This window comes from Aeromicrobium erythreum (assembly GCF_001509405.1).
In the GTDB taxonomy this organism is placed as follows: Bacteria; Actinomycetota; Actinomycetes; order Propionibacteriales; family Nocardioidaceae; genus Aeromicrobium; species Aeromicrobium erythreum.
On sequence record NZ_CP011502.1, the window covers coordinates 971,396 to 997,235 of the forward strand.

Annotated in this window: 24 protein-coding genes and 1 tRNA gene; 20 read left to right on the forward strand and 5 right to left on the reverse strand. The window is 72.1% G+C overall.

The genetic code is table 11. The annotated features are described in order from the left end of the window. The 8 genes from Aeryth_RS04660 (at position 1) to Aeryth_RS04695 (ending at position 7,012) form a co-directional block, all read left to right on the forward strand. Positions 1-1,389 (forward strand): TadA family conjugal transfer-associated ATPase, encoded by a 1,389-nt coding sequence (locus tag Aeryth_RS04660; protein ID WP_067855287.1) that lies wholly within the window; start codon positions 1-3, stop codon positions 1,387-1,389. Positions 1,390-1,394: 5 nt separating this feature from the next. Further along, positions 1,395-2,330 (forward strand): type II secretion system F family protein, encoded by a 936-nt coding sequence (locus tag Aeryth_RS04665; protein ID WP_236749867.1) that lies wholly within the window; start codon positions 1,395-1,397, stop codon positions 2,328-2,330. 1 nt (position 2,331) lies between these two features. Beyond that, on the forward strand, positions 2,332-3,210 hold the full coding sequence (locus Aeryth_RS04670; RefSeq protein WP_067855293.1) for a type II secretion system F family protein: 879 nt from the start codon (positions 2,332-2,334) through the stop codon (positions 3,208-3,210). 262 nt (positions 3,211-3,472) lie between these two features. Further along, on the forward strand, positions 3,473-4,720 hold the full coding sequence (locus Aeryth_RS04675) for an alkane 1-monooxygenase (protein ID WP_067855296.1): 1,248 nt from the start codon (positions 3,473-3,475) through the stop codon (positions 4,718-4,720). Next, a complete protein-coding gene (locus tag Aeryth_RS18500; protein WP_067855299.1) occupies positions 4,720-4,974 on the forward strand; it encodes a rubredoxin in 255 nt (84 codons plus the stop codon). Before Aeryth_RS04675 ends, Aeryth_RS18500 begins: the two co-directional genes overlap by 1 nt. Beyond that, positions 4,971-5,138, forward strand: a complete 168-nt coding sequence (locus Aeryth_RS04685) for a rubredoxin (RefSeq protein WP_067855302.1) — start codon at positions 4,971-4,973, stop codon at positions 5,136-5,138. The genes Aeryth_RS18500 and Aeryth_RS04685 overlap by 4 nt, the downstream gene beginning before the upstream one ends. A gap of 3 nt (positions 5,139-5,141) precedes the next feature. Further along, positions 5,142-6,380 (forward strand): NAD(P)/FAD-dependent oxidoreductase, encoded by a 1,239-nt coding sequence (locus Aeryth_RS04690; RefSeq protein ID WP_083516259.1) that lies wholly within the window; start codon positions 5,142-5,144, stop codon positions 6,378-6,380. Positions 6,381-6,418: 38 nt separating this feature from the next. Then, positions 6,419-7,012, forward strand: coding sequence for a TetR/AcrR family transcriptional regulator (locus Aeryth_RS04695; RefSeq protein ID WP_158509175.1), 594 nt, complete (start codon positions 6,419-6,421; stop codon positions 7,010-7,012). A 21-nt stretch (positions 7,013-7,033) separates the two neighbouring features. Here Aeryth_RS04695 and Aeryth_RS04700 read toward each other — a convergent pair whose 3' ends face one another. Both Aeryth_RS04700 and Aeryth_RS04705 read right to left on the reverse strand, forming a co-directional pair. Beyond that, positions 7,034-8,584 carry a dolichyl-phosphate-mannose--protein mannosyltransferase gene (locus Aeryth_RS04700; RefSeq protein ID WP_158509176.1) on the reverse strand — a complete coding sequence of 517 codons (1,551 nt, stop codon included), beginning with the start codon at positions 8,582-8,584 and terminating at the stop codon, positions 7,034-7,036. A gap of 173 nt (positions 8,585-8,757) precedes the next feature. Then, the gene (locus Aeryth_RS04705) at positions 8,758-9,735 is read right to left on the reverse strand and encodes a hypothetical protein (RefSeq protein ID WP_067855311.1); all 978 of its coding nucleotides are present in this window, start codon (positions 9,733-9,735) and stop codon (positions 8,758-8,760) included. A gap of 253 nt (positions 9,736-9,988) precedes the next feature. Here Aeryth_RS04705 and rsmI point away from each other — a divergent pair, with 253 nt between their 5' ends. From rsmI to Aeryth_RS04740, 7 genes are all read left to right on the forward strand, one after another. After that, positions 9,989-10,819: a 16S rRNA (cytidine(1402)-2'-O)-methyltransferase gene (gene rsmI / locus Aeryth_RS04710; RefSeq protein ID WP_067855315.1), complete on the forward strand. Its 831-nt coding sequence runs from the start codon at positions 9,989-9,991 to the stop codon at positions 10,817-10,819. Between the two features lie 31 nt (positions 10,820-10,850). After that, entirely contained in the window at positions 10,851-12,428 is a 1,578-nt protein-coding gene (gene metG / locus Aeryth_RS04715; RefSeq protein WP_067855318.1) for a methionine--tRNA ligase, read from the forward strand. After that, on the forward strand, positions 12,425-13,291 hold the full coding sequence (locus Aeryth_RS04720) for a TatD family hydrolase (protein WP_067855321.1): 867 nt from the start codon (positions 12,425-12,427) through the stop codon (positions 13,289-13,291). The genes metG and Aeryth_RS04720 overlap by 4 nt, the downstream gene beginning before the upstream one ends. A 75-nt stretch (positions 13,292-13,366) precedes the next feature. Next, positions 13,367-14,581, forward strand: a complete 1,215-nt coding sequence (locus Aeryth_RS18505) for a resuscitation-promoting factor (protein WP_067855325.1) — start codon at positions 13,367-13,369, stop codon at positions 14,579-14,581. Continuing rightward, complete coding sequence (gene rsmA / locus Aeryth_RS04730) at positions 14,554-15,441, forward strand: 16S rRNA (adenine(1518)-N(6)/adenine(1519)-N(6))-dimethyltransferase RsmA (RefSeq protein WP_417864596.1); 888 nt, start codon at positions 14,554-14,556, stop codon at positions 15,439-15,441. Before Aeryth_RS18505 ends, rsmA begins: the two co-directional genes overlap by 28 nt. A 21-nt stretch (positions 15,442-15,462) precedes the next feature. Next, a complete protein-coding gene (locus Aeryth_RS04735) occupies positions 15,463-16,383 on the forward strand; it encodes a 4-(cytidine 5'-diphospho)-2-C-methyl-D-erythritol kinase (protein WP_067855329.1) in 921 nt (306 codons plus the stop codon). 1 nt (position 16,384) lies between these two features. After that, the gene (locus Aeryth_RS04740) at positions 16,385-18,190 is read left to right on the forward strand and encodes an ABC-F family ATP-binding cassette domain-containing protein (protein ID WP_067855331.1); all 1,806 of its coding nucleotides are present in this window, start codon (positions 16,385-16,387) and stop codon (positions 18,188-18,190) included. A gap of 12 nt (positions 18,191-18,202) precedes the next feature. On the opposite strand, the gene Aeryth_RS04745 is transcribed toward Aeryth_RS04740, so the two are convergent. Further along, positions 18,203-18,697: a MarR family winged helix-turn-helix transcriptional regulator gene (locus Aeryth_RS04745; RefSeq protein WP_067855334.1), complete on the reverse strand. Its 495-nt coding sequence runs from the start codon at positions 18,695-18,697 to the stop codon at positions 18,203-18,205. 74 nt (positions 18,698-18,771) lie between these two features. On the opposite strand from Aeryth_RS04745, the gene Aeryth_RS04750 reads away from it, so the two are divergent. The 3 genes from Aeryth_RS04750 to Aeryth_RS04760 all read left to right on the forward strand — a co-directional run bounded on the left by Aeryth_RS04750 (position 18,772) and on the right by Aeryth_RS04760 (position 21,008). Further along, the gene (locus tag Aeryth_RS04750) at positions 18,772-20,127 is read left to right on the forward strand and encodes an amidase (RefSeq protein WP_067855337.1); all 1,356 of its coding nucleotides are present in this window, start codon (positions 18,772-18,774) and stop codon (positions 20,125-20,127) included. Then, complete coding sequence (locus Aeryth_RS04755) at positions 20,124-20,894, forward strand: methyltransferase domain-containing protein (RefSeq protein WP_067855340.1); 771 nt, start codon at positions 20,124-20,126, stop codon at positions 20,892-20,894. The genes Aeryth_RS04750 and Aeryth_RS04755 overlap by 4 nt, the downstream gene beginning before the upstream one ends. 35 nt (positions 20,895-20,929) lie before the next feature. Then, positions 20,930-21,008: transfer RNA gene (locus Aeryth_RS04760), tRNA-Gln, on the forward strand. Between the two features lie 8 nt (positions 21,009-21,016). On the opposite strand, the gene Aeryth_RS17845 is transcribed toward Aeryth_RS04760, so the two are convergent. Both Aeryth_RS17845 and Aeryth_RS04765 read right to left on the reverse strand, forming a co-directional pair. Then, entirely contained in the window at positions 21,017-21,181 is a 165-nt protein-coding gene (locus Aeryth_RS17845) for a hypothetical protein (RefSeq protein WP_158509177.1), read from the reverse strand. Positions 21,182-21,233: 52 nt separating this feature from the next. Then, positions 21,234-22,541, reverse strand: a complete 1,308-nt coding sequence (locus Aeryth_RS04765) for an HNH endonuclease signature motif containing protein (RefSeq protein ID WP_067855344.1) — start codon at positions 22,539-22,541, stop codon at positions 21,234-21,236. Positions 22,542-23,338: 797 nt separating this feature from the next. On the opposite strand from Aeryth_RS04765, the gene glmU reads away from it, so the two are divergent. Continuing rightward, positions 23,339-24,826 carry a bifunctional UDP-N-acetylglucosamine diphosphorylase/glucosamine-1-phosphate N-acetyltransferase GlmU gene (glmU, locus tag Aeryth_RS04770; protein ID WP_144433666.1) on the forward strand — a complete coding sequence of 496 codons (1,488 nt, stop codon included), beginning with the start codon at positions 23,339-23,341 and terminating at the stop codon, positions 24,824-24,826. Position 24,827: 1 nt separating this feature from the next. Next, a complete protein-coding gene (locus tag Aeryth_RS04775; protein WP_083516573.1) occupies positions 24,828-25,793 on the forward strand; it encodes a ribose-phosphate diphosphokinase in 966 nt (321 codons plus the stop codon). Positions 25,794-25,840: the final 47 nt, after the last annotated feature.

Below are 25,840 nucleotides of genomic sequence, written 5' to 3' on the forward strand. Positions count from 1 at the left end.
ATGCGGTTGAGCGACCGACTTGCCAGTGCGCGCGAGGCCAGCACGTTCACCAGCGCCGTCGTCGAGACCGAGGAGCTGGAGGACGTCGACGGCTCGGGCGCGTTGGGCGATGCCTACGCGTCGATGAAGGCGCGTGCGTCCGACGCCCTCATGGGGCGCATCGGCGCACGCATCAACGACCCGAGCCTCACCGAGGACCAGCTGCACGCTTTCGTGCGCGAGGAGCTGACGTCGGTGATCGAGGGCGACCAGCAGCTGCTGCTCACGTCCGACGAGCGCCGTCGACTCGTGCGCGACGTCGAGGACGACGCTCTGGGGCTGGGCCCGCTGGAGCGGATGCTCGAGGACGAGAGCATCACCGAGATCATGGTGAACCGCTTCGACCAGGTGTACGTGGAGCGGCGCGGTCGACTCACCCAAGTGACGGCGCGCTTCGCTTCCGAGGACCACCTGCGTCGCGTCATCGAGCGCATCGTCAGCAAGGTCGGCCGTCGCATCGACGAGTCGTCGCCGCTCGTGGACGCCCGGCTCGCCGACGGCTCCCGCGTGAACGCCGTGATCCCGCCGCTGGCGGTCGACGGCTCGTCGCTCACCATCCGCAAGTTCAGCAAGGACCCGTTCACGGTCACCGACCTCATCGGCTTCGGCAGCATGACCGAGCAGATGGCCCACCTCCTGCAGGCCTGCGTGCAGGCGAAGCTGAACATCCTGGTCAGCGGCGGTACCGGTACCGGAAAGACGACGCTGCTCAACGTGCTGAGCCGCTTCATCCCGGCCGGCGAGCGGATCGTCACCATCGAGGACGCCGTCGAGCTCAACCTGCAGCAGCCGCACGTGGTGCGCATGGAGGCCCGGCCGGCGAACATCGAGGGCCAGGGCGAGGTGACCATCCGCGACCTCGTGCGCAACTCGCTGCGCATGCGGCCCGACCGCATCGTGGTCGGCGAGTGTCGTGGCGGTGAGGCCCTCGACATGCTGCAGGCCATGAACACGGGCCACGACGGCTCGCTGTCGACCCTGCACGCCAACTCCCCGCGCGACGCGATGTCACGTCTGGAGACGCTCGTGCTGATGGCCGGCATGGACCTGCCGCTGCGTGCCATCCGCGAGCAGGCGGCCAGCGCGGTCGACCTGATCGTGCAGATCCAGCGGCTCCGCGACGGGTCGCGCCGTGTCGTGAACGTGACCGAGGTGATGGGCCTGGAGGGCGACACGGTCGTGCTGCAGGACATCTTCACCTTCGACTTCGCCGCCGGCGTGGACGAGCACGGACGGTTCCGCGGCAACGCGGTGCCGACCGGCATCCGGCCGCGGTTCAGCGAGCGGTTCGCCGACCACGGCATCGCGTTCGACCTGGACAACCTGGTGCGCCAGGGACGGGTGGGGTGAGCGCGATGCTGGTGATCGGTGCGGTGCTGGTGATCGGGTCGCTCGTGTGCGCCTACCTCGCGGTCGTCGGAGTGCCGGAGACGCGCGGGACGCGTGGGCGGGTGGCCGCCTATGCGGTGGTGGAGCAGAAGCCGCTGTTGCGCCGGGCCAACGATGGGGCCGTCGAGGCCGTCGAGAAGCTGCTGAGCCGACGCGGCTGGCGGCCGTTCTCGGCCGAGGAGCTCGAACTCGCCGGTGTGCGCCGCTCGGTCGCCTCGCTGGTCGTGACCGTGCTCGTGCTGGGAGGGGCCACCTTCTTCGGGCTCGTGATCCTGCAGCTGCCGGTCGTCGCGGCCTTCCTGCTGTCGCTGCTGGTCCCGGTCGCGGCCAAGGTCGGCGTCCGCGTCAAGGTCGCGCGGCGGCGCAAGCGGTTCGCCAGCCAGCTGGCGCCGCTGCTGCAGATGATGGCGTCGTCGCTGCGCGCGGGCCAGAGCCTGCCGCGTGCGATGGACGCGGCCTCCCACGACGCAGAGGCGCCGATGTCGGAGGAGCTGTCGCGGGTCGTCAACGAGTACCGCATCGGGCGCGACCTGGTGGACGCGATGGAGGACGTGGCCGACCGCATGCAGTCCGAGGACTTCCGGTGGATCGCGCAGGCCATCGAGTCCCAGCGCGAGACCGGCGGCAACCTCAACGAGATCCTCGACCAAGTGGCCGAGACCATCCGCGAGCGGCACCACGTGCGTGAGCAGGTGATGGCGCTGTCGGCCGAGGGCCGGCTCTCCGCCTACATCCTCATGGGGCTCCCCGTGGGTGTCGGGATCTACTACTCGATGGTCGCGTCGACCCAGATGGGCGTCTTCGTGGACGTGTTCATCGGCAAGGTGATCATGGTGGTGTGCGGGCTGATGTACGTGCTCGGTGGGTTCTGGATGCGTTCCATCGTCCGGATCGAGTTCTGACATGGTGATGCTCGCAGCCTTCCTGCTCGTCTGCTCCCTCCTGCTCCTCCTCATGGGCACCGGAGCCGTCGCCACGCCTGGCGGGGGCGGGGTGCGCAAGCGCGCCCGCAGCCTGTCGGCGGCGGCCGAGGCGGCTTCCGACACCGGCGTGGTGAAGGTCGACCGCACCCGTGCGGACCTCTGGGAGCGGTTCACGCCCAGCTCGACCCTGCGCCGTCTCGAGCGGAACCTGGTGCTGGCGGGTCACCCCGAGGGGTGGACGCGCGAACGCGTGGTGCTGATGAAGCCGGCGACCGCGGTCCTCGGCCTGCTCTTCGGCGCGCTGCTCGTGAGCAAGACCAGCAACCCGCTCATGCCGCTCGTCGCCCTCGGCATCATCGGCTTCTGCTACATGGTCCCGGACCTGCTGGTCTACAACCAGGCCACCAAACGACAGGCCGAGATCCAGAAGCGGCTGCCGGACATGCTCGACCAGATCGTCATCTCGCTCGAGGCAGGCGTCGGGTTCGAGGCGGCGCTGTCGAAGGCGGCGGAGCGGGGGACCGGCCCGCTCGCCGAGGAGGCGTCGCGGCTCATGCAGGACATGAGCCTGGGCATGGCGCGAAGGGAGGCCTACCTGGCCCTCGCCGAGCGCACGTCGGTCGACGAGCTCAGGACGTTCTGCAAGGCCGTCGTGCAGGCCGAGGAGTTCGGCGTCTCCGTGGCGTCCGTCGTCCGCAGCCAGGCGCAGGAGATGCGGCTCAGCCGCCGCCGTCGGGCGGAGGCCAGGGCTCAGCAGGTGCCGGTGAAGATCCTCATTCCCCTGATGACCTGCATCCTGCCCGTGCTGTTCGCGATCGTCATGGGTCCTGCCATCGTCTACGCCTACGCCATCAACTGACGCCGCACCCGACCACAACCGAAGACACCGGCTCGTCCGGTCCCCAGGCACCCCGGACCGCGGTTTCCCTGTTGCCCCGGTCCGGGGCCCTCAGCGGGCCGTCCCCGATCTCCCAATCGGGGGCGGCTCGCCCCTGTGTCGACGTGACACCGCTCACTTGACACTCCTCGAGGGGTTGTCAAGTCACTTGACAGTCGGTACCGTCCTGTCAAGTGATCCACGCCGCACCCCGCCGCAGCGTGACCGGCACCAGGAGGTACCCATGACGCTCTCGACCACGGTCGACGGACGCACCGTCGAGTGGACCGACAAGAAGCGCTACCTGTGGCTCATCGGGGCGATCGTCCCCCTGATCCCGCTCGTCATCTGGGGCGCCGTCGCCGCCACCGGCTGGCACGTGTGGTGGTACTTCGGACCGTTCTTCCTGTTCGTCGTGGTCCCGCTGGTCGACCTCGTCGCCGGGCTCGACCCGAACAACCCGCCGGACGAGCTCATCGAGTCCCTCGAGGAGGACCGCTACTACCGCTGGGTCACGTACGCGTTCATCCCGCTGCAGCTCGCCGGCTTCCTGTGGGGCTGCTTCCTGCTCGGCGACGGCACGATCTTCGGCTGGGACCCGTTCTCGGCCAGCGTGCTTCCCGGGATCACCGACCCGCTCACCTGGTACGACAAGCTCGGCCTCGCCACCGGCATGGGCATGGTCGCCGGCATCGGCATCAACACCGCGCACGAGCTCGGCCACAAGAAGGAGGAGCACGAGCGCTGGTTCGCCCGCGTCGCCCTGGCCCAGACCTTCTACGGCCACTTCTACATCGAGCACAACCGCGGCCACCACGTCCGTGTCGCCACGCCCGAGGACCCCGCGAGCAGCCGGCTCGGCGAGAACGTCTGGGAGTTCATGCCGCGCACCGTCGTCGGCAGCCTGCGCAGCGCGTGGGAGCTGGAGAAGAAGCGCTTCGGACGCCTCGGCAAGAGCCCGCTCAGTCTCAAGAACGACCTCGTCAACGCCTGGATGTTCAGCGTGCTGCTCTGGGGCTTCGCCCTCGCCGCCTTCGGCTGGCAGCTGCTGCCCTACCTGCTCGTGCAGGCCGTGCTCGGCATCTGGCTGCTCGAGTCGGTCAACTTCCTCGAGCACTACGGCATGAAGCGCCAGAAGCTCGAGTCGGGCCGGTACGAGCGCGTCAACCCCTCGCACAGCTGGAACAGCAACAACATCGGCACCAACGTGCTGCTCTACCACCTGCAGCGCCACAGCGACCACCACGCGAACCCGACGCGTCGCTACCAGGCCCTGCGCGACTTCAAGGAGGCGCCGGTGCTGCCCACCGGCTACGCCGGCATGATCGTCGCCACCTGGATTCCCGCGGTCTGGCGCAAGGTCATGGACGAGCGGGTGTTGGCGCACTACGACGGCGACGTCGAGCGTGCCAACCTGCACCCGCGGATGGCCGAGACCTACCGCGCCCGCTACGGCGACCGTCGCCGCGGCACGCACGAGGCGGTGGCCTGATGGCGCGGTTCATCTGCCCCAACTGCGAGTACGTCTACGACGAGGCCGTCGGCGACCCGCGCGAGGGCTGGCCCGCCGGCACGGCGTTCTCCGACGTCGACCCCGACTGGACCTGCCCCGACTGCGGCGTGCGTGAGCAGGTCGACTTCGTGCCGGAGGCGGAGTTCACGCACAACGACCAGGATGGCGACATCATCAGTGCCGAGACCCGGGCCGCCCAGGCCCGGCAGGCGGAGCAGGGAGCGCAGCAGTGAAGGTCTGGGAGTGTCAGCAGTGCGGGTTCATCTACGACGAGGCGCAGGGCTGGGAGGAGGAAGGATTCCCGCCCGGCACCCGCTGGGAGGACATCCCCGACGACTGGACCTGCCCCGACTGCGGTGCGGCCAAGGCCGACTTCACGATGACGCAGGTGGGTTGAGGCGTGGGTCGTGACACCGACCGGCTGGTCGTCGTCGGTGCGGGCATCGCTGGCGTGAGCGTCGTCGGTGCCGCGCGGCTCGCCGGCTTCGAGGGCGAGGTCGTGCTCCTGGGCGAGGAGCCCGAGCTGCCCTACCGCCGCCCGCCGGTGTCGAAGGAGGTCGTGCGCGGGGAGAAGGGCGCCGACGACATCCGGATCCGCAAGGCGGACTGGTACGAGGCGCAGCGGGTGCACCTGCGCACGGGCGAGCGGGTCGCTGCCATCGACGTCGAGGCGCACCGCGTCACGCTGGCGTCGGGGGAGGAGCTCGACTACGGCAGCCTGGTGCTGGCCACCGGAGGTCGGGCCCGGACGCTCGAGGCGATCACCGCACCCGACGCGCCCGGCGTCCGGACCCTCCGCGACCTGGCCGACGTCGACGGCGTGCTCGAGGCGCTGCGTCCCGGCGGCCGGCTCGTGGTCGTCGGGGCGGGGCTCATCGGGTCCGAGATCGCCGCCAGCGCGCGGGAGCTCGGCGCCGAGGTGACCCTCCTCGAGGCGGCCGCGTCGCCGCTGCAGCACCTCCTGCCGCCCGACCTCGGTGCGCTGTGCGCCGAGCTGCACACCACGCACGGCACGGACCTCCAGCTCGGCGTCGAGGTCACCGCGATCGTCGCCGGCGACGACGGCGAGACGGTCGTCGAGGCGGCGGACGGTCGGCGCTGGTCCGCGCCCGTGGTCGTCGTGGCCGTCGGGATGGCGCCGAACGGCGAGCTCGCCGCCGCCGCAGGCCTCGCCGTCGAGCGCGGAGCCGTGGTCGTCGACGACCATGGCCGCACGAGCGCCCCCGACGTCTACGCGGCGGGCGACGTCGTGCTGCGCCCCAGCGTGCTGCGCGGCGGTCCCGAACGGGTCGAGCACTGGCAGGGCGCGCAGAACCACGGCACGGCCGTCGGCCGCAACGTCGCCGGCCAGGACGCGGCCTTCGACGAGGTCCCGTGGTGCTGGTCCGACCAGTACGGCCACACGCTGCAGGTGACCGGATGGCTCGCGGCGGCCCACGAGCTCGTCGTGCGCGGCTCGCTCGAGGCGCGCGACTTCACCGCGTTCCTGCTCGACGACGGGGTCCTGCGCGGCGCCGTCTCGATCGGCCGGCCCGCCGAGGTGCGGGTGGCTCGTCAGGCCATCGGTGCGAAGGCCCGTCCCGACGTGTCCGCCCTGGACACGACCGACGACCTGGCCGCCGCGCTGCAGGCGACATGACCGACCTGGCGCTGGGCGCGGGGGCGTACCGTGCGGGTGTGCCCTCGACCCGCGAACGCCTGCTCGACGCCGCCCAGCACGTGGTGGAGGACGACGGGTGGACGGCCGTCACGATGGCGCGCATCGCGCGCCTCGCCGGGGTGAGCCGTCAGACGGTGCACAACGAGCTGGGCACCAAGCACGCGCTCGCCCAGGCGCTCGCCCTGCGCGAGCTCGACCGGTTCCTCGCCGTCGTGCGGGACCGGCTGCGAGCCGCGGACGACGTGGTCGAGGCCGTCCGGTCGGCGTGCGAGGGCGCGCTCGAGCTCGGGGAGCGCAGCCTGCTCGTCCGCACGATCGTCACGTCGGTGCCGTCGGAGCAGGACGGCGACCTGCTCAGCGTCCTCACCACCGAGTCGGGCGAGATCGTCGAGGCCGCGTCGCTCGTCGTGCGGCAGGAGCTGCTGGACCGGTTCGCGCCGCTGCCGTTCGACGACGCTGAGCTCGTCGTGGCCGTCGAGGCGGTGGTGCGGCTCGTGCTCTCCTCGATCACGCGACCGTCGAAGCCTGCGGCCGTCGCCGCGCAGGAGATCGCGTGGATCCTCGGCCTCGCGCTCGAGGGTCAGACCGCGACCCGCGCCGCCGCGCGCTGATCGCGGGACGGGGCGCAGGCCTCAGATCCAGCGGCGGAACCACATCCGGTCGAGCCACGCGTCGTAGGGGATGGTCCGGTCGGTCCAGATCGGCAGGAAGTACCAGAAGCACGCGACGACGGCGACGACCAGCAGTCCGACGCCGAGGCCGACCGCGTAGCGTCGCTGGGCGGTGTCGGCCCAGTGTCGGGCCTCGTCGACGAGCAGGCACAGCGCCACGATCATGAACGGCACCACGAGCACGGCGTAGAAGCTGAAGATCGGTCGGTCGGTGCTGCCGAACCAGGGCAGCCAGCCCGCCGCGACGCCGACGACCGGCACCGCCCAGCGACCGTCGCGGGTGCGGATCCAGGCGACCACCGCGGCCACGACGGCGACGGCGGCCGGCCACCACACCGCCGGGTTGCCGAGCGCGGTGACCTCGCGGATGCACGTCGAGCCCTCGGGGGCCCCACACGCGGTGGCCGGGAGCTTGAACTGCGCGTCGAACGCGACGGGCCGCTCGAGCAGCAGCCAGCCGGCCGGGTTCGACGCGTACGGGTGGGTCTTGCCCGCGAGGTAGGAGCCGGTGTGGAAGTCGAAGACCATGACGTGGAAGTGCCACAGGGAGCGGAACGCGTCGAGCACCCCGCCGAGGAAGCCCGGCGTCGGTGAGCTGACGTACGACCCCCACGACGGGTCGCCGAGCCCGTACCGGACGGCGTACGCCTCCTGGTGCAGCAGGAACCCGGTCCAGGTGAGCAGGTACACGACCAGGGCGACGAGCACGAGGTAGCCGAACGCGGGCAGGCCCGTCGCGAGGGTCGTGCGGACCCAGCCGAACCGCGGCACCGTCGACACGTCCGCGTCGCTCGCGCCGTGCGCGGCGTGCATCCGGGCGTAGGTGCGGCGGGCCAGCACCTCCCACACGACGACCACCACGCCGAACGCCGCGAGGACGTAGAGCCCGCTCCACTTGGTGCCCACGGCCATGCCGAAGCACACGCCGGCGGCCAGCTGCCACGGCCGCCAGCGGACGTAGGTGCCCAGCCGCTCGCGCACGGCGTCGCGGTCGGCGACGAGACAGGCCACCCCCGCGACGACCCAGAACGTCAGGAAGACGTCGAGCAGCGCCGTCCGCGACATGACGAAGTGCAACCCGTCGAGGCAGAGCAGGAGTCCCGCGAGGCACCCCACCCACACGGACCCGGTGAGCCGCAGCACCAGGCGGGCCAGCACCAGGACCGTGAGCGCGCCGACGACCGCGGCGCTGATCCGCCAGCCGAAGGAGTTCATGCCGAAGATCGCCTCGCCGACCGCGATCAGCCACTTCCCGCCGTCCGGGTGCGCGATGTAGGCCGGCTGGCCGTTCGTCAGCCCGGTCAGGACGCCGTCGACGATCTTCTCGTTCGCGTCGGACACGAAGTCCTGGACGTAGCCGTGCTGCAGCAGGGAGTAGGCGTCCTTGGCGTAGTACGTCTCGTCGAAGACGAGCAGGTTCGGCCGACCCAGGTGCCACACCCGCAGCCCGAGCGCCAGCAGCGCCACCGCCGCCGGTCCCAGCCAGCCCACCACCCGATCCCGTGCCTCCACGGGCACATCCTGTCACCCGCGCCCCCCATCGGTGGCTCAGCAACATCTGAGGGGTGTCGGGATCGTGACGGTGTACGAGCAACCGCACGAGCGCTGCTGCGGTTGCTGAGGCACCGACGCTGAGGTGCCGGTACTTGTGGCACCGAGACTGGGGCGGCCGGGCGGGGCCAGGGTCAGGACGCGGCCCGACCCTGCCGTCGTCGGTCGTGGCGCCAGTCGTCGGGAGTGTCGAAGAGCTCGAGCCAGGCCGACCGCGAGAAGGACGGGGCTGGTCCGTCGTACCCCTGCTGCACCATGACGCGGTGCACCGCGCGCACGAGCGTCACCGGTGCGCCCAGCATCGCCGCCGTGACCTGGAGGTAGCGCCAGGCCTCGTCCCGCAGACCCGCGTACCGATGGATGTCGCGGTTGAACTGGTACGGGTCCGCGGCATGTTGACGTCCCTCGTACTCCAGGAGGAGCCGCAGCCACTGGTACACGAGGTCGCCGCAGGCCAGGAAGCGGCCCGAGGAGTCGTGGACGTCGGCGTTCGTCTCCGGCCGCGGCAGCCCGGCGGCCACGAGCAGGCAGCGCAGCTGGCTCTCCGGCAGGCTCCGGGCCCGCGGGTCGACGAGCGCGAGCGCTGCCTTGAGCTGCGCGGCTCCTGGGCGCCACGGCTCGGCTTCCACGACGTGCCGCAGCTCCCCGAGAGCCACGTGACCTCGGTGCAGCGCCCAGTCGGCCAGGCTCACGACGTCGAGGCGCCGCAGCAGACTGGCTGCTCCCACCAGCGCCGCCGCCACGCTGACCCCGCCGCCGTCGACGCTCGGCATGACCAGCGTGCGGTGCAGGAACAACCGGTCGCGATCGGCAGCAAGGTGGAGGTCACGGCCGATCGTGAAGTGCAGGGGGAAGAGAGGCCCGACCTCGACCCCCAGCTCGACGAACCTCGTCTGGTGGCTGGCCGCCGTGTCGGGCGGGAGCGTGAGTCGGGCCGCCTGGACCCAGTCGCGTGCTGACATCTGGTGACTGCGACAACGGAAGACGGCCGGGAAGAGTCGCTCGAACCGCTCGTGCTGGAGCTGACGGGACGTGAGGCCGAGGTCGAGGGCCTGCTGGCGGCTGAACGGCGCCTTCCGCAGCGCCTCGGGGAGGGGGCGGGGTGTTCCCATGACGTCCAGGACACCGTGCGGAGTGCAGCGACGGGAGGGCGTCGCATGACGCTGTGGACGAGCACTCGCTCGACCTCGCCCTCTCGGCCGGGCTGTGGACGCTGTGCGGCGTGACGCCGACGCTGCGCATCGGTGGTCCAGCAACCGCAGGCGGCGTCCTGCGGTTGCTGGACCACCGCCCGGGCCGACGGGCGGGTCTGGGGTTGCTCATCCACCGATAGGGGGAGCAGCGTGCGGGTGGGAGGATGAGGGGGTGCTGATCCTCGCTGCGACGCCCATCGGTCGGCCCGACGACGCGTCGCCGAGGCTGGTGGCGGCGCTCGGGGCGGCCGACGTGGTGGCCGCAGAGGACACGCGGCGGCTGCGGCGGCTCGCGGGCGACCTGGGGGCCCAGGTCGGCGGACGTGTCGTGTCCTACTTCGAGGGCAACGAGCGGGAGCGGACGCCCGAGCTCGTCGAGCACCTCCTGGCCGGGCTCGACGTCCTGCTCGTCACCGACGCGGGGATGCCGAGCGTGTCCGACCCCGGCTACCGGCTCGTGGCCGCGGCGCTGGAGGCCGACGTCGACGTGCGCGCCATCCCCGGACCGTCGGCCGTCCTCACGGCGCTCGCCGTCAGCGGCCTGCCGGTCGACCGGTTCTGCTTCGAGGGGTTCCCGGCCCGCAAGGCGGGCGAGCGCGACCGTGCCTTCGCGGCGCTCGCCACCGAGCAGCGCACGATGGTCTTCTTCGAGTCGCCGCACCGCACCCGCGCGACCCTCGCCGCGCTCGCCGCCGCGCTCGGGGCCGACCGTGCCGCCGCCGTGTGCCGCGAGCTGACGAAGACGTACGAGGAGGTCGCCCGCGGCAGCCTCGCCGAGCTCGTCGCCTGGGCCGACGCGCAGGAGCACGGGGTGCGCGGCGAGGTGACCCTGGTCGTCGCCGGCCACGTCCCCGTCGTCGCCGACCTCGACACCGACGCGCTCCGCGCCCTCGTGGCCGACGCCGAGGCGACGGGACTCAGCCGCAAGGACGCGGTCGCCCAGGTCGCCGCCGACACCGGCGTGCGCAAGCGGGTCGTCTACGACGCCGCGCACGCCCGCTGAGGGCGTCCCACCGGGTCACTAGGATCGTGGTGTGTCCTACTACGTCACCACGCCGATCTACTACGTCAACGACGCCCCGCACATCGGCCACGGCTACACGACGGTCATCGGCGACGTCCTGACCCGCTGGCACCGTCAGCGCGGCGAGGACGTCTGGTACCTCACGGGCACCGACGAGCACGGCCTGAAGGTGCTGCGCAAGGCGCAGCAGAACGGCGCCACCCCGCAGGAGTGGACCGACCGGCTGGTCGAGACGGAGTGGAAGCCGCTGCTGGAGCTGCTCGACATCGCCAACGACGACTTCATCCGCACGAGCGAGGAGCGACACGAGAAGAGCGCCCAGGCGTTCTGGCAGGACCTGTACGACCGCGGCGAGGTCTACAAGGGCGAGTTCAGCGGCTGGTACTCGGTCGGCTCGGAGGAGTTCGTGGCCGAGGACGACGTCGTCGACGGCGAGGGCGACGACGAGGGGCACAAGGTCTCGTCGCTCGACGGGTCGCGCGTCGAGCACGTGACGGAGGAGAACTACTTCTTCCCGCTCAGCAAGTACGCCGACCGGCTGCTCGAGCTCTACGAGACGAACCCCGACTTCATCCAGCCCGAGTCGGCGCGCAACGAGGTCGTCTCCTTCGTGCGGCGCGGCCTGAAGGACCTCTCGATCAGCCGCTCCACGTTCGACTGGGGCATCCAGGTCCCGTGGGACCCCTCGCACGTCATGTACGTGTGGATCGAGGCGCTGCTCAACTACGTCACCGCCGCCGGCTACGGCGTCGACGACGAGCGCTTCGGCGAGCTGTGGCCCGCCGACGTGCACCTCGTCGGCAAGGACATCGCGCGCTTCCACGCCGTCATCTGGCCGGCGATGCTGATGGCCGCCGGACGTCCCGTACCGCACCGCGTGTTCGCGCACGGCTGGCTGCTGGTGGGCGGGCAGAAGATGAGCAAGAGCAAGGCCAACGGCATCCGCCCCGACGAGATCGTCGAGGTGTTCGGTTCCGACGCCTACCGCTACTACTTCTCGCGCGCGCTCACGTTCGGTTCCGACGGCTCGATCTCGTGGGAGGACATGCGCGCCCGCTACCACGCCGAGCTCGCCAACGGGTTCGGCAACCTGGCGTCGCGGGTGGCGGCCATGATCGGCAAGTACTTCGACGGCACGCTGCCGGCCGCCGGTGAGCACACGGCCGCCGAGGAGGCGCTCGTCGCGCTCGTCGCGGAGGCCTCGGTCGAGGCCGACCGGGCGATCGACCGGATCGCGCCGCAGGACGCGCTGGCGCAGGTCTGGCGGATCGTCGAGGCCCTCAACGGCTACCTCACCGAGCAGGCGCCGTGGCAGGTGGCGAAGCAGGCGGACGAGGCGGCGCAGCGGGAGCGGCTCGCCACCATCCTCGTGACCGCGGCCGAGGGTCTGCGTGTGCTCGCGGTGCTGCTGCACCCGGTGATGCCGCGCGCCACCGCGTCGCTGTGGGAGTCGCTGGGTGCCGAGCCTGCGCTCGGTGCGCTTGCCGACCAGCCGATCGGGACCGTCGCGCAGTGGGGACGTCTGCCGGAGGGCTCGGTGGTCACGAAGGTGCCCAGCCTGTTCCCGCGCCTCGAGGACGACGCGTGAGCGAGGCCGACTGGCCCTGGCCCGACGCGCCCGAGCCGCTCCCGTCGCCCGTGGTCGACAACCACTGCCACCTCGACCACAGGATCAAGGGCGGCCTGCTGATCGACGTCGAGGACGCCCTCGACCGGGCCGCGGCCGTGAACGTCGACCGGATCGTGCAGGTCGGCTGCGACCTCGAGGGGTCGCGCTGGGCGGTCGAGACGGCGCGCCAGCACGAGGCGATCGTCGCGGCCGTCGCCCTGCACCCCAACGAGGCGCCGCTCCTGGAGCAGGCGGGCACGCTCGACGCCGCGCTCGCCGAGATCGAGGCCCTCGCGCAGGACCCCACCGTCCGGGCGGTGGGGGAGACCGGTCTCGACTACTTCCGCACCGGCGTCGACGGACGTGCCGCGCAGCACCGCTCGTTCCGGGCGCACATCGACGTGGCCCGACGTCACGACCGCACCCTCGTCATCCACGACCGCGACGCGCACGACGACGTCCTGGCGATCCTCGACGACCAGGGCGTCCCCGAGCGCACCGTCATGCACTGCTTCTCCGGCGACGCCGACGTCGCCCGACGCTGCCTCGACCGTGGCGCCTACCTCTCGTTCTCCGGGACGGTCACGTTCAAGAACGCCGAGCCGCTGCGCGAGGCGCTGGCCGTCACGCCGACCGACCGGATCCTCGTCGAGACCGATGCGCCCTTCCTCACACCGACGCCGCACCGTGGACGGCCGAACGCGTCGTTCCTCGTGCCGTACACGGTGCGTTTCATGGCCGAGTTCCTGGGCCGATCCGTCGACGACCTGTGCCGGGCGATCGATGAGAACACCGACCGCGCGTTCGGCGGCTCCTGGCCTCGGCACACCCCGGCTGTTTGACGTCAGCGCCGTCCTCCCGCAGGGTGGACGGGCTGCCCATCTCCAGCTGACCTTGTCCCCGACCAGAGGAAAGCAGTGCACCACCCTCGACAGAACACCCCTCAGACCACCCCCCAGGACTCCGCGGACGCCACTCGGCGCCGCCACCGCCAGACCACGAAGCGCGTCGTCATCGCCCTCAACCTGGCCGTCCTCCTCGTTCTCGGAGCCGGCGTCGCCGCCTACGGCAGCCTCTCCAAGACCGTGACCCTCGACGTCGACGGCCGCAAGGACACCGTCCGCACCTTCGGCACCTCCGTCGGGTCGCTGCTCAAGAGCCACGACGTCCGCACGAAGGACGCCGCCGTCGACGCCGAGCCGACCGCGTCGGTCTCCGACGGCGACACGATCAAGGTCCGCTACGCCAAGGACGTCACGGTCGCCGTCGACGGCACCGTGCGTCGTGAGCGGCTGCACGCCGCCACCGTCGGCGACGTCCTCGACGAGCTCGACGTCTCGCCCCGCAAGGGTGCCGAGGTCAACGCCGCGAAGGACACGCGCCTCGACGACACCGCGTCGACCGTGGTCGTCTCCAACCCCAAGAAGCTCACCGTCCGCGCCGACGGCCGCAAGAAGACCGTCACGAGCGCCGCCCCCACCGCGGGCGAGGTGCTCGAGGAGGCCGGCGTACGTCTCGGTGCCGCCGACGAGGTCCGCGCCGGCGACGCGCTCGGCGAAGCCGCCCTGGTCAAGCCGGGCGAGCGCGTCGACGTCGTGCGGGTGCGCATGGTCGACACCGCCCGCACGGTGCGCACCGCCCCGCAGACGGAGGTCCGCGAGGACGACACCCTGGAGAAGGGCACGGAGAAGGTGCTGCGCGCCGGCGCCCCGCGCGTCGTGCAGCAGAAGGTGCTCGTCACCCGCGCGAACGGCAAGGTCCGCTCGACCCTCGTGCTGACCCAGAAGGTCGCCGACGAGGGCAGCAAGCGCGTCGTGCTCCGCGGCACGAAGGAGCCCGAGCCCGAAGAGACCACGCTGGCGGCCGCGGCTCCCGAGTCGGCCCCTGCGGTCGGCGACGACAGCGTCTGGGACCGCATCGCGCAGTGCGAGTCCGGCGGCAACTGGAGCATCAACACCGGCAACGGCTACTACGGCGGACTGCAGTTCAGCGCCGCCACGTGGCACAGCGTCGGCGGCCCCGGCCTCCCGCACGAGAACAGCCGCGAGGTGCAGATCAAGTACGCGAAGATCCTGCAGCAGCGCTCCGGCTGGGGCCAGTGGTCCTGCGCCGCGAAGGTCGGTGTGCACTGAGCGGCACCCCGCCCACCCCGGTCTCGCTGCTGGGTGCGGCCGACGTCCGACGCATCGCTGACGCGATCGGACTGCGGCCCACCAAGCAGCGTGGCCAGAACTTCGTGGTCGACGGCAACACCGTGCGCCGTATCGTCCGCGACTCCGGGATCGGCCCCGACGACGTCGTCGTCGAGGTCGGTCCCGGTCTCGGTTCGCTGACCCTGGCGCTGCTCGAGGTCGCCCGGCACGTCGTGGCCGTCGAGGTCGACCCGGTCCTCGCCCAGCGGCTGCCGACCACCGTCGCCGAGCAGGCACCGGGTCACGTCGAGCGTCTCGACCTCGTCCTGGCCGACGCGATGCGCGTCGAGGAGCTTCCCGGCCCCACGCCCACCGCGCTGGTCGCGAACCTGCCCTACAACGTGTCGGTCCCGGTGCTGCTGCACCTGCTGGAGCGCTTCGAGACGCTCGCGTCGGTGCTCGTCATGGTGCAGGCCGAGGTGGCCCACCGGCTCGCGGCGCCTCCCGGCTCCCGCACCTACGGCGTCCCGAGCGTCAAGGCGGCCTGGTACTGCGACGTCGCCCTCGCGGGCACGGTCGGACGTCAGGTGTTCTGGCCCGTGCCGAACGTCGACTCCGCGCTCGTGTCGCTGCGCCGGCGGGGCACGCCCGGCGACGACGACCTACGGCGTGCCACCTTCCGCGTCGTCGACGCCGCCTTCGCGCAGCGTCGCAAGACGCTGAGGGCCGCGCTCTCCGGCCTCGCAGGCTCCGGCGCGGCGGCCGAGGTGGCCCTGCGCGCGGCCGACGTCGACCCGCAGGCCAGGGGTGAGCAGCTCGACGTCGTGGCGTTCGCGCGGATCGCCGCTGCCCTCGGCTGAGCGGATCGGTAGGTTGGTGCGGTGAGAACCGTCAGCGTGCGCGTGCCAGCCAAGATCAACCTGGCCCTCGGCGTCGGCGGCGTCCGTGAGGACGGCTTCCACCCGCTCGCGACGGTCTACCAGGCCGTCGACCTCTACGACGAGGTCCGGGCGACGGCGAACGACACCGGCGAGGTGACGGTCGAGACGACCAGCGACGTCCCGGGCGCCGAGACCGAGGCGTCGCTCGTGCCGCGCGGTCGGGACAACCTCGCCGTGCGCGCCGCGCTCGCGCTGCGTGAGCAGACGGGCGTCGAGGCCGGCGTCGATCTCGTGATCCGCAAGGCGATCCCGGTGGCCGGTGGCATGGCCGGCGGCTCGGCCGACGCTGCGGCGACGCTCGTCGCGTGCAACGACGTGTGGGGTCTCGGGTGGTCGCGGCACGAGCTCGAGCCGGTCGCGGCCGGTCTCGGCAGCGACGTGCCGTTCCTCCTGCACGGCGGCAACGCGATCGGCGGCGGACGCGGCGAGCTGGTCAGCCCGGTCCTGGCGCGTGGCTCCTACCACTGGGTCGTCGCCGTGTCCGGCATCGGACTGTCGACGGCCTCGGTGTACGCCGAGTTCGACCGGCTGAACGCCGACCGGGAGCTGGCGACGCCCGAGGTCCCCGACGCGCTGCTCGCGGCCCTGCGCTCGGGCGACGCCGTCGCGCTCGGGGCCGCCCTCTCCAACGACCTCACGGAGGCCGCGCTCTCGCTGCGGCCCGACCTGGCCCAGACCCTCGAGGTGGGGGTGGAGGCCGGTGCGCTCGGCGCGCTGGTGTCCGGCTCCGGCCCCACGTGCGTGTTCCTCGCCGCCGACGAGCAGCAGAGCCTCGACATCGCGATCGCGCTCGCCGGCACGGGGCGCTGCGCCGACGTCGTCCAGTCGATCGGGCCCGTGCCCGGCGTGCGGGTGGTCTGAGGTGGCCGCACCGGCCAGCCGTCGGACCCCGCTCATCGGCGGCGAGGGGCTGCAGCTGTCGTTCCCGACGAAGGACGTCCTCGACGACGTCACCCTCGGCCTGGCCGAGGGGCAGCGCGTCGGCGTCGTCGGCCGCAACGGCGACGGCAAGTCGACGTTGATGCGGGTGCTGGCACGTCGGCTCGAGCCCGACGAGGGCCGGGTCACGTGGCGTCGCGACCTGCGCGTCGGCTACGTCGACCAGTCCGACACGCTCGACCCCGGGCTCACGGTCGCGCAGACCGTCGTCGGTGACACCGCCGAGCACGTGTGGGCGGGCGACCCGCGGGTGCGCGACGTCGTCGCCGGGCTGCTCGGCGACGTCGACTGGGACGGTCCCGTCGCCGGCCTCAGCGGCGGCCAGCGTCGCCGCGTGTCGCTCGCCGCCGTCCTCGTCGACGAGCACGACGTGCTGTTCCTCGACGAGCCCACCAACCACCTCGACGTCGAGGGCGTCACCTGGCTGGCCGCCCACCTGAACGCGCGGTTCGCGTCGGGGCAGGGCGCCTTCGTGGTGGTCACGCACGACCGCTGGTTCCTCGACGAGGTGTGCACCGACACCTGGGAGGTCCACGACGCGGTTGTGGAGCCGTTCGAGGGCGGGTACGCCGCCTACGTGCTGCAGCGCGTCGAGCGCGACCGCCAGGCCGCTGCGGCCGAGTCGCGTCGGCAGAACCTCCTGCGCAAGGAGCTGGCGTGGCTGCGGCGCGGCGCGCCGGCCCGCACGTCGAAGCCGAAGTTCCGCATCGACGCGGCCAACGAGCTGATCGAGCGCGAGCCGCCCGTGCGCGACAGCGTCGAGCTGCGGCGGGTCGCGACGGCGCGGCTCGGCAAGGACGTCGTCGACCTGCTCGACGTGTCGGTCTCCTTCGGCGACCGCGAGGTGCTCTCGCACGTCGAGTGGCGGATCGCGCCGGGGGAGCGGACCGGCATCCTGGGCCCCAACGGCGCCGGCAAGAGCACGCTGCTCTCGCTCGTCGCCGGCCGGCTGCAGCCTTCGCGCGGTCGGGTGAAGCGCGGCACGACGGTCCGCGTGGCCACGCTGACGCAGGCGTTGACGGAGCTCGACGCGATCGCCGACGACCGCGTGCGCGACGTCGTGGCGTCGCGGCGCGCCAGCTACCAGGCCGACGGGGCGGAGGTGACCCCGTCGCAGATGCTCGAGCGGCTCGGGTTCTCCAGCGCCCAGCTCTCGAACCGGGTCAAGGACCTGTCGGGCGGCCAGCGCCGTCGCCTGCAGCTGCTGCTCACCCTGCTCGACGAGCCGAACGTGCTGATCCTCGACGAGCCGACCAACGACATGGACACCGACATGCTGGCGGCGATCGAGGACCTGCTCGACACGTGGCCCGGCACGCTGCTCGTCGTCAGCCACGACCGCTACCTGCTGGAGCGGGTGACCGACCACCAGTACGCGGTGCTGGACGGCCGGCTGCGGCACCTGCCGGGCGGCGTCGACGAGTACCTGCGGCTGCGTCGGTCCGCCCAGCCCGCGGGGTCCGATGTGCCCGCTCCCGCGCCGGCATCGCCCACCGTCCCGGCCGGGTCGCCGGGCAGCGGCTCCGCCCAGGACCGTCAGGCGCGGAAGGAGGCGGCCCGCCTGGAGCGGCAGATCGAGCGGCTGAGCGCGCAGGAGGCCGACCTCGAGCGACGCATGGTGGAGGCGGCGACCGAGCCGGCCCGACTCGTGCCGCTCTCCGCGGAGCACGCGGAGGTCGTCGCGGAGCGCGAGCGCCTGGAGGAGCGGTGGCTCGAGGTCGCCGACTGATCCGACGTCGGGTCAGACGTGGCGGGCCAGCGTGCGCAACGACGCGGCCAGCGTGTCCGCGTCGTCCGGGTCGAGGCTCGACAGCAGCGAGCGCTCCTGCTCGAGGAGCTCGTCGAGGGCGGCGTCGACGGCTGCGCGCCCCGCGGGCGTGAGGGTGACGAGCACGCCCCGCCGGTCGCCCGGGTCGGCCTCGCGGGCGACGAGCCCGCGCCCCGCGAGCCGGTCGACGCGGTTCGTCATCGTGCCGCTCGTGACCATGGTCTCGGTGACGAGCCGGCCGGGGGAGAGCTGGTAGGGCGGACCCGACCGGCGCAGGGCGGACAGCACGTCGAACTCCCACGGCTCGAGCGCGTGGGCCGCGAACGCCGCCCGGCGCGCGCGGTCGAGGTGGCGGGCGAGACGGGTCACCCGGCTGAGCACCTGCATGGGGCGCGTGTCGAGGTCGGGGCGCTCGCGCTGCCAGGCCGCGACGATGCCGTCGACCTCGTCGAGCTCGTCAGCACCCATGGCGACACTGTAGTTCGTTAAGAATCTTGATGTCGAGATTGTTGTCGAGCCGGTGGGGGCCTACGGTGTCGCCCATGGACGTCGACGACCTCGTGGGCCGTGGCCCGGCCACCCTCGTTCCGCTGCTGCGCGACCGCACGGTGTCCGCGCGCGAGCTGACCATCGCCACGCTGGACGCGATCGAGCGTGAGGACGCCCGGGTGAACGCCGTCGTCGAGCTGCTCGCCGACGAGGCGTTCGACGCCTCGACGGAGGCCGACGCGCGGATCGCCCGCGGCGAGACGGGGCCGCTGCTCGGCGTGCCCGTCGCCATCAAGAACGACGTCGACCTCGCTGGACGGGTGACCGGGCTGGGGTCGCGGGCGGTCACCCAGGTGGCGCGCCAGGACGGCCCGCTCGTCGAGGCGCTGCTCGCGGCGGGTGCCGTCCCGGTGGCCACGACGACGCTCCCCGAGCTCGCGATCTACGGGTTCACCGAGTCGGCGGCCCGGGGCGTGACGCGCAACCCGCACGACCTCGACCGCACGCCCGGGGGCTCGTCCGGAGGGTCGGCCGCGCTCGTCGCCGCGGGCGCGGTCGGGGTGGCGACGGCGTCCGACGGTGCCGGCTCGATCCGCATCCCCGCGGCGAGCTGTGGTCTCGTCGGGTTCAAGACGACCCACGGGTTCGTGCCTGGCTCGGGGGGTTGGCACGGTCTCTCGACGCAGGGCTGCGTGACCCCGACGGTGCGCGACACCGCCGTCTACCTCGACGCGGTGGGGCACGGTGCTCCCGGCGCGCTCGCGCACGCGGCTGACACGGCTCCACGGACGCTCAGGATCGGCGTGACGACCAGCGCTGCGGCCGCAGGGCGTCCCGAGCCGCTGCACCGCGACGTGAAGTCGGCCGTCGACCACGTGGCGGGCCTGCTCGACGGGCTCGGGCACGAGGTCACCACCGTCAAGGTGCCGTACGGTCTCGACGCGAAGGCGCTCACCGTGCGCTACCTCGCCGGCATCGCCGAGTCGGCGTCGCGCGTCGACGACCCGTCGTTGCTCGAGCCCCGCACGCGTCAGGTGGCGCGCCTCGGCCGCCCCTTCGGCCCGTCGGCCGTGGCGTGGGCGCAGCGCGCCGGGCACCGGTTCGGCTCGACGGTGCTCGACCGGCTCGGCGTCGACGTGCTCCTGTCGCCCGTCATGAGCGGTCCGGCCCTGCCCGTCGGGCACTTCGCGGGCAAGGGCGGCCTGCGCACCGTGCTCGGCATGAACGCGTTCTACCCGTACACGGCGCAGTGGAACCACGCGGGGCTGCCGGCGGTCTCGCTCCCGGTCGGCCGGTCGCGCAAGCGGGGGCTCCCGCTGGCCGTCCAGCTCGTCGCTCGCCGCGAGCAGGACCCGCTCCTGATGTCGGTGGCCGCGCAGGTCGAGGCGGCGCTGCGGAGTTCCGCATGAGGTGGGACCCGGAGCAGTACCTGCGCTTCGCCGACGACCGGGGGCGTCCGTTCGTCGACCTGGTCGCCCGGGTGCCGTCGGACGCCGACGTGGTGGTCGACCTCGGCTGCGGAGCCGGCAACCTCACGACGGTGCTGCGTGGGCGCTGGCCCGACGCCCGCGTGCTGGGCGTCGACTCCTCGCCGGAGATGGTCGCGCGCGCGACGGCGACGAACGAGGACCCCGAGGCGTCGTACGTCGTCTCGGACGTGACGACGTGGGCGCCCGACGGGCCGGTGGACGTGATCACGTCGAACGCGATGTTCCAGTGGGTGCCGGAGCAGGAGGACGTCCTGCGGCGTCTGGCGGAGCACGTGACGCCCGGTGGCGCGATCGCCGTGCAGGTGCCGAACAACGCCGACGCGCCGAGCCATGCGCTGATGCGCGAGGTCGCGGACCGTCCCGCGTACGCGGACCACACGGCGGGGGTGCTCTCGGTGCGGGGGACGGGTCCGCAGACGTACCTCGACCTGTTCGCGTCGCTGGGCTGGTCGTGCGACGCCTGGGAGACGACGTACCTGCACGTGCTGCCGGGCGACGACCCGGTCTTCGAGTGGGTCAAGGGCACGGGGGCGCGCCCGGTCCTGCAGGCGCTGCCGGACGGTCTGCGGGAGCAGTTCGTCACGGAGTACCAGGCGGCGCTGCGCGAGGCCTACCCTCGCCGGCCGTACGGGACGGTCCTGCCGTTCCGTCGGACGTTCGCGGTCGCCGTCCGGCCGCTCGGGTAGCCTGGGACGGCCGTCGTGGCCGTGCGTCGCGACAATCCCCGGTTGGTCTGCCGGCAGGGCCCGCCTGACTTTGAATCAGGACAAGCGACGTAGGTTCGACTCCTACCCGGGGAGCCGCAGGGTCAGTCCTCGTCGAGGGTGCCGACCGGGTCGAAGGTGAAGGACCCGAGGTGCTCCTGCACGCCGCGGAAGGCGTCCGCGATCTCGGGGTCCTCCAGGGCCTTCTCGAGGGAGCGCAGAGCCTCCTGCGTCCGGACGTCGGTGGTCTCCTCGATGGGGTCGCTCATGCGTCCATGGTGACGCGGACGCGGGCACCCCGCTGGGCGAGCGCGGCCTGTCTCATCGGGGTCGGTACTGGATGTGGTCGAGGCGGGTGTGGTGGATCTCGACGAACTGGATGGTGCGGTCTCGGCGGTTCCAGGCGCGGGTGAACGCGGTCTCGGCCTCGATGGTGCGGGTGGGTAGGTGCCAGTGGGCGTTGCCGTCCTTGTCGTGGCTGACGGTGAGTGCTCCTCGGGTCTTGAGTCCGTGGTGGGGTGGGCAGCGGTGGTGCAGGTTGCCTGCGGCGGTGGGTCCGCGCTGCTGTCCGGGTGGTTGTCCGGGGTCGTAGGGGATCTGGTGGTCGACGTCGCACGCGACGGCGGGTCGGGTGCAGCCCGGGACGTCACAGGTCCCGTCGATGAGGTTCAACGCCCGGCGCAGGGGCTGGGTGGGGAACCGGCCGAGCTCGGTGACGTCGAGGATCCCGCCGTTCTCGTCGGTCAACAACCGCGAGAACAGGGTTCCGTCCTGGGCGGCGAGCTCGGCGATCAGGGCGGGGTCGAGGACGTGCTGTCCATCAGCGGAGACGCCCGGCTCACTCGACAGGCCGAGGAGGGTGGCCAGGGAGACAGTGATCCCGACGTGGAACCGACCGCGGCCAGACGTGCTCACCGGCGCGTGGTCAGCGGTGTCGGTCTCGTCCTTGTGCAGGAGGGTGTCGACGAGGGCGTCGGCGCGGGCCTGCGCCAACGTCCGGTCATCGTCGAGGGTCTGGGTACGGGAGGCTTTCGCGGCCAGGGTCAGGTCACGCTCGATCAGGAGGGCGTCGACCGTGGGGATGAGGGCCTGCAGCAGGCTCATCCCGTCATCCAGGGCGGTGATGGTGACGGTGCGGTCCGCGTGGGCGGCCTTGCGGCGCTCGATCGCACGGTCGGGCTCGACCCGGACGAGGAACCGGCGCAGCCACCCCTTCAACTGACCCAGGGTGTGGGTGGTGGCGTAGGCCAGGACGGTCTCGTCCAGCCGGGTGATGTTCTCGGGTGCGTGCAGCTTCCAGGCGGTCGAGGCGATCTCGCGGGCCTTCGCCCGGTCGACCTCACCCCGCACATGAGCAGCCCACACGGTCGGCAGGTCCATCACCAGGGTGCGGGTGGACGAGACCAGGTTCGAGATCAGAGCGGTGGCGACGTGGAGCTCGACGGCGACTTCCAGGATCGCGACCTGACGGGCGTCCTCGACCTGACGAGCGCTCAACCCTTGGGCGAGGGCGTCGGTGCGGCGGGTCTCCACGAACCGCAGCACCGCCCGAGCCTGCTCCGCCTCACCAGCCCACACCGTCCGCGACGCATCGAGCGCGTCGGCCAGGAGGGTGTCGGTGGGGTTCATGTCTCCAACCTAGAGACCCCCTCCGACACCCCCCTCCAACCCGGAAAACCCCTGTTGACAGTGGGGTCTCGGTTGGTTCGCGCGGGGCCCTTGCCGGGTGGTCTCGATACGCACCGACGAGCTCCTTCGGCCCCCGCAAGCGGGAGGTGCCCCCAGCCGGTCGGACTACTCGACCAGCGCAACCCTCCGCTGGTCGAGTAGTCGGTCCCGGCGAGGAACGAGCCTGGGGCCGACGTATCGAGACCACTCCAAGCCGTCGCTGGAAACTGGCCCGCGCTGAGCCGTTGCCGGGTGGCCTCGATACGCACCGACGAGCTCGCTGGCGCTCGCCGTCGCCGCTACTCGACCAGCGGAACCTTCCGCTGGTCGAGTACTCGACGCCGCGACGAAGGAGCGTGCTCCGGGCGTATCGAGACCATTCCGAGCAGACGCTGGGGGTTGGCCCGCGCGGGGCCGTTGCCGGGTGGTCTCGATACGCAGCGACGAGCTCGCTGGCGCTCGCCGTCGCCGCTACTCGACCAGCGGAGGGTTTCGCTGGTCGAGTAGTCGATGCCGCGACGGAGGAGCAGGCAGCGACGTATCGAGACCGCTCCAAGCAGACGCTGGGGGTCGGCCCGCGCGGGCCGTTGCCGGGTGGTCTCGCTCCGTCGCGGCTACGCCCCTCTTGCGACGGCTCCAACGCCGTCGCGCGCTCGCTGGCGCTCGCCGTGACGGCTACTCGACCAGCGGATCCCGCCGCTCGGGGGCCGGGTGGTGGACGGGGCGGGTGGGCCGGGTGGCTCCGTACACTGGCGGGCGTGCCTGAGACCTCCTCGTCGCCCGTGACCGCGATCGTCCTCGCCGCCGGGGCGGGGACGCGGATGAAGTCGCGCACCGCCAAGGTGCTGCACGAGCTGGGCGGGCGGAGCATGCTCGTCCACGCGCTGCAGGCCGTCCGGCAGGTCGGTGCGGCGCGGGTGGTCGCCGTCGTCGGGCACGACCGCGAGCAGGTGTCCGCTGCCGTCACCGCGCACGACGCGGGCGTCGTGCAGGCGGTCCAGGAGGAGCAGCGCGGCACCGGCCACGCCGTGCGGGTCGCGCTCGACACCCTTGCGTCGCAGCTGGAAGCCGAGGGCACCTCGTTCGAGGACTTCGACGACACGGTCCTCATCACCTACGGCGACGTCCCTCTGCTGTCTCCCGACACCCTCGTCGAGCTGCTGGAGGGACACCAGCGCTCGGGCAGTCGCGTCACGATCCTGACGGCGATCGTCGACGACCCCACCGGCTACGGGCGGATCCTGCGCGACGCGGACGGGGCGGTCGTCGCGATCCGCGAGCACAAGGATGCCTCCGAGACCGAGCGTCAGGTGCGGGAGGTGAACAGCGGGATCATGGTGGTCGACGCCGTGTTCCTCGACCACGCCACCAGCACGCTCGACACCGACAACGCCCAGGGCGAGCTCTACCTCACCGACATCGTCGACCGCGCCGTCCACGAGTGCCAGCCCGTCGGGGCGCACGTGCTGGAGGACGTCTGGCAGACGAAGGGCGTCAACGACCGCGTGCAGCTGGCTGAGCTGGCCGCCGAGCTGAACCGGCGCACCACCGAGCACTGGATGCGCCAGGGCGTGACGATCGTCGACCCCGCCACGACGTGGATCGACTCCGACGTGACGCTCGGCGCCGACACCGTCCTGCACCCCGGCACGCAGCTGCTCGGCGCGACGACCGTGGGGGAGGGGGCCACGATCGGGCCCGACACCACGCTGCGCAACGTCGAGGTCGGTGACGGTGCGAGCGTCGTCCGCACGCACGGGTCCGACGCGGTGGTGGGGGCGGGCGCGAGCGTCGGCCCGTTCGCCTACCTGCGTCCCGGCGCCGAGCTGGGGGCGCGCGGCAAGATCGGCACGTTCGTCGAGGTCAAGAACGCGACCCTCGGCGAGGGTGCCAAGGTCCCGCACCTGAGCTACGTCGGCGACGCCGAGATCGGCGAGGGCACGAACATCGGCGCCGGCACGATCACCGCCAACTACGACGGTGTGCACAAGCACCGCACGGTCGTCGGCCGGCACGCCCGCACCGGCTCGGACAACGTGTTCGTGGCACCTGTGACGATCGGCGACGGAGCCTTCACCGGGGCCGGGACGATCGTCCGCGAGGACGTCCCGCCGGGGGCGCTGGCCGTGAGCTCGGGGTCACAGAGGACCATAGACGGGTGGGTGCAGCGCAAGCGGCCGGGCACCCCCTCCGCCGACGCCGCTGCCCCTGTCGACGACCCCGCCGAGGAGACCGCCGGTGAGTGACCTGCTCAAGAAGACGCCGACCAAGAAGATCATGCTCTTCTCGGGTCGTGCTCACCCCGTGCTCGCCGAGGAGGTCGCGAACCTGCTCGAGGTGCCGCTGGTGCCCACGACGGCGTACGACTTCGCCAACGGCGAGATCTACGTCCGCTTCGACGAGTCGGTCCGCGGCAGCGACGCCTTCGTCATCCAGAGCCACTCTGCGCCGATCAACGAGGCGATCATGGAGCAGCTCATCATGATCGACGCCCTCAAGCGCGCGTCGGCCAAGCGCATCACGGTGATCCTGCCGTTCTACGGCTACGCCCGCCAGGACAAGAAGCACCTGGGTCGCGAGCCGATCTCGGCGCGCCTCATGGCCGACCTGTTCACTGCTGCCGGCGCCGACCGGCTGATGACCGTCGACCTGCACACCGCGCAGATCCAGGGCTACTTCGACGGCCCGGTCGACCACCTGCTGGCCATGCCGATCCTCACCCGCTACGTCAAGAACAACTACGGCGACCAGCCGCTCGCGGTCGTCTCGCCCGACGCGGGCCGCATCAAGGTGGCGGAGTCGTGGGCCAACGCCCTCGGCGGTGCGCCGCTGGCGTTCATCCACAAGACCCGCGACCCGCGTCGCCCCAACGAGTCCAAGGCCAACCGCGTGGTCGGCGAGGTCGAGGGTCGCACCTGCATCCTCGTCGACGACCTCATCGACACCGGCGGCACGATCGTCCAGGCGGCCGAGGCGCTCAAGGCCGACGGCGCCGCCGACGTGATCATCGCCGCGACGCACGCCGTGTTCTCCGGGCCGGCCGTCGACCGGCTCAAGAACTCGGTCGCGCGCGAGGTCGTCGTCACCAACACGCTGCCGCTGTCGGACGAGCAGCGCTTCGACTCGCTGACCGTGCTCTCCATCGCGCCGCTGCTGGCCCAGGCCACCGCCGCCGTGTTCGAGGACGGCTCGGTCACCAGCCTGTTCAGCTGACCACCGCACGACGAGGGGCCCCGGCACACGTGCCGGGGCCCCTCGTC

Excerpts from the sequence above, each read along its gene's own strand:
- Aeryth_RS04660 (WP_067855287.1), top strand. The coding sequence starts at position 1 with ATGCGGTTGAGCGACCGACTTGCCAGTGCGCGCGAGGCCAGCACGTTC.
- Aeryth_RS04665 (WP_236749867.1), top strand. The coding sequence starts at position 1,395 with ATGCTGGTGATCGGTGCGGTGCTGGTGATCGGGTCGCTCGTGTGCGCC.
- Aeryth_RS04670 (WP_067855293.1), top strand. The coding sequence starts at position 2,332 with ATGGTGATGCTCGCAGCCTTCCTGCTCGTCTGCTCCCTCCTGCTCCTC.
- Aeryth_RS04675 (WP_067855296.1), top strand. The coding sequence starts at position 3,473 with ATGACGCTCTCGACCACGGTCGACGGACGCACCGTCGAGTGGACCGAC.
- Aeryth_RS18500 (WP_067855299.1), top strand. The coding sequence starts at position 4,720 with ATGGCGCGGTTCATCTGCCCCAACTGCGAGTACGTCTACGACGAGGCC.
- Aeryth_RS04705 (WP_067855311.1), bottom strand. The coding sequence starts at position 9,735 with ATGGGAACACCCCGCCCCCTCCCCGAGGCGCTGCGGAAGGCGCCGTTC.
- Aeryth_RS04745 (WP_067855334.1), bottom strand. The coding sequence starts at position 18,697 with ATGGGTGCTGACGAGCTCGACGAGGTCGACGGCATCGTCGCGGCCTGG.
- Aeryth_RS04750 (WP_067855337.1), top strand. The coding sequence starts at position 18,772 with ATGGACGTCGACGACCTCGTGGGCCGTGGCCCGGCCACCCTCGTTCCG.
- Aeryth_RS04755 (WP_067855340.1), top strand. The coding sequence starts at position 20,124 with ATGAGGTGGGACCCGGAGCAGTACCTGCGCTTCGCCGACGACCGGGGG.
- Aeryth_RS17845 (WP_158509177.1), bottom strand. The coding sequence starts at position 21,181 with ATGAGCGACCCCATCGAGGAGACCACCGACGTCCGGACGCAGGAGGCT.
- Aeryth_RS04765 (WP_067855344.1), bottom strand. The coding sequence starts at position 22,541 with ATGAACCCCACCGACACCCTCCTGGCCGACGCGCTCGATGCGTCGCGG.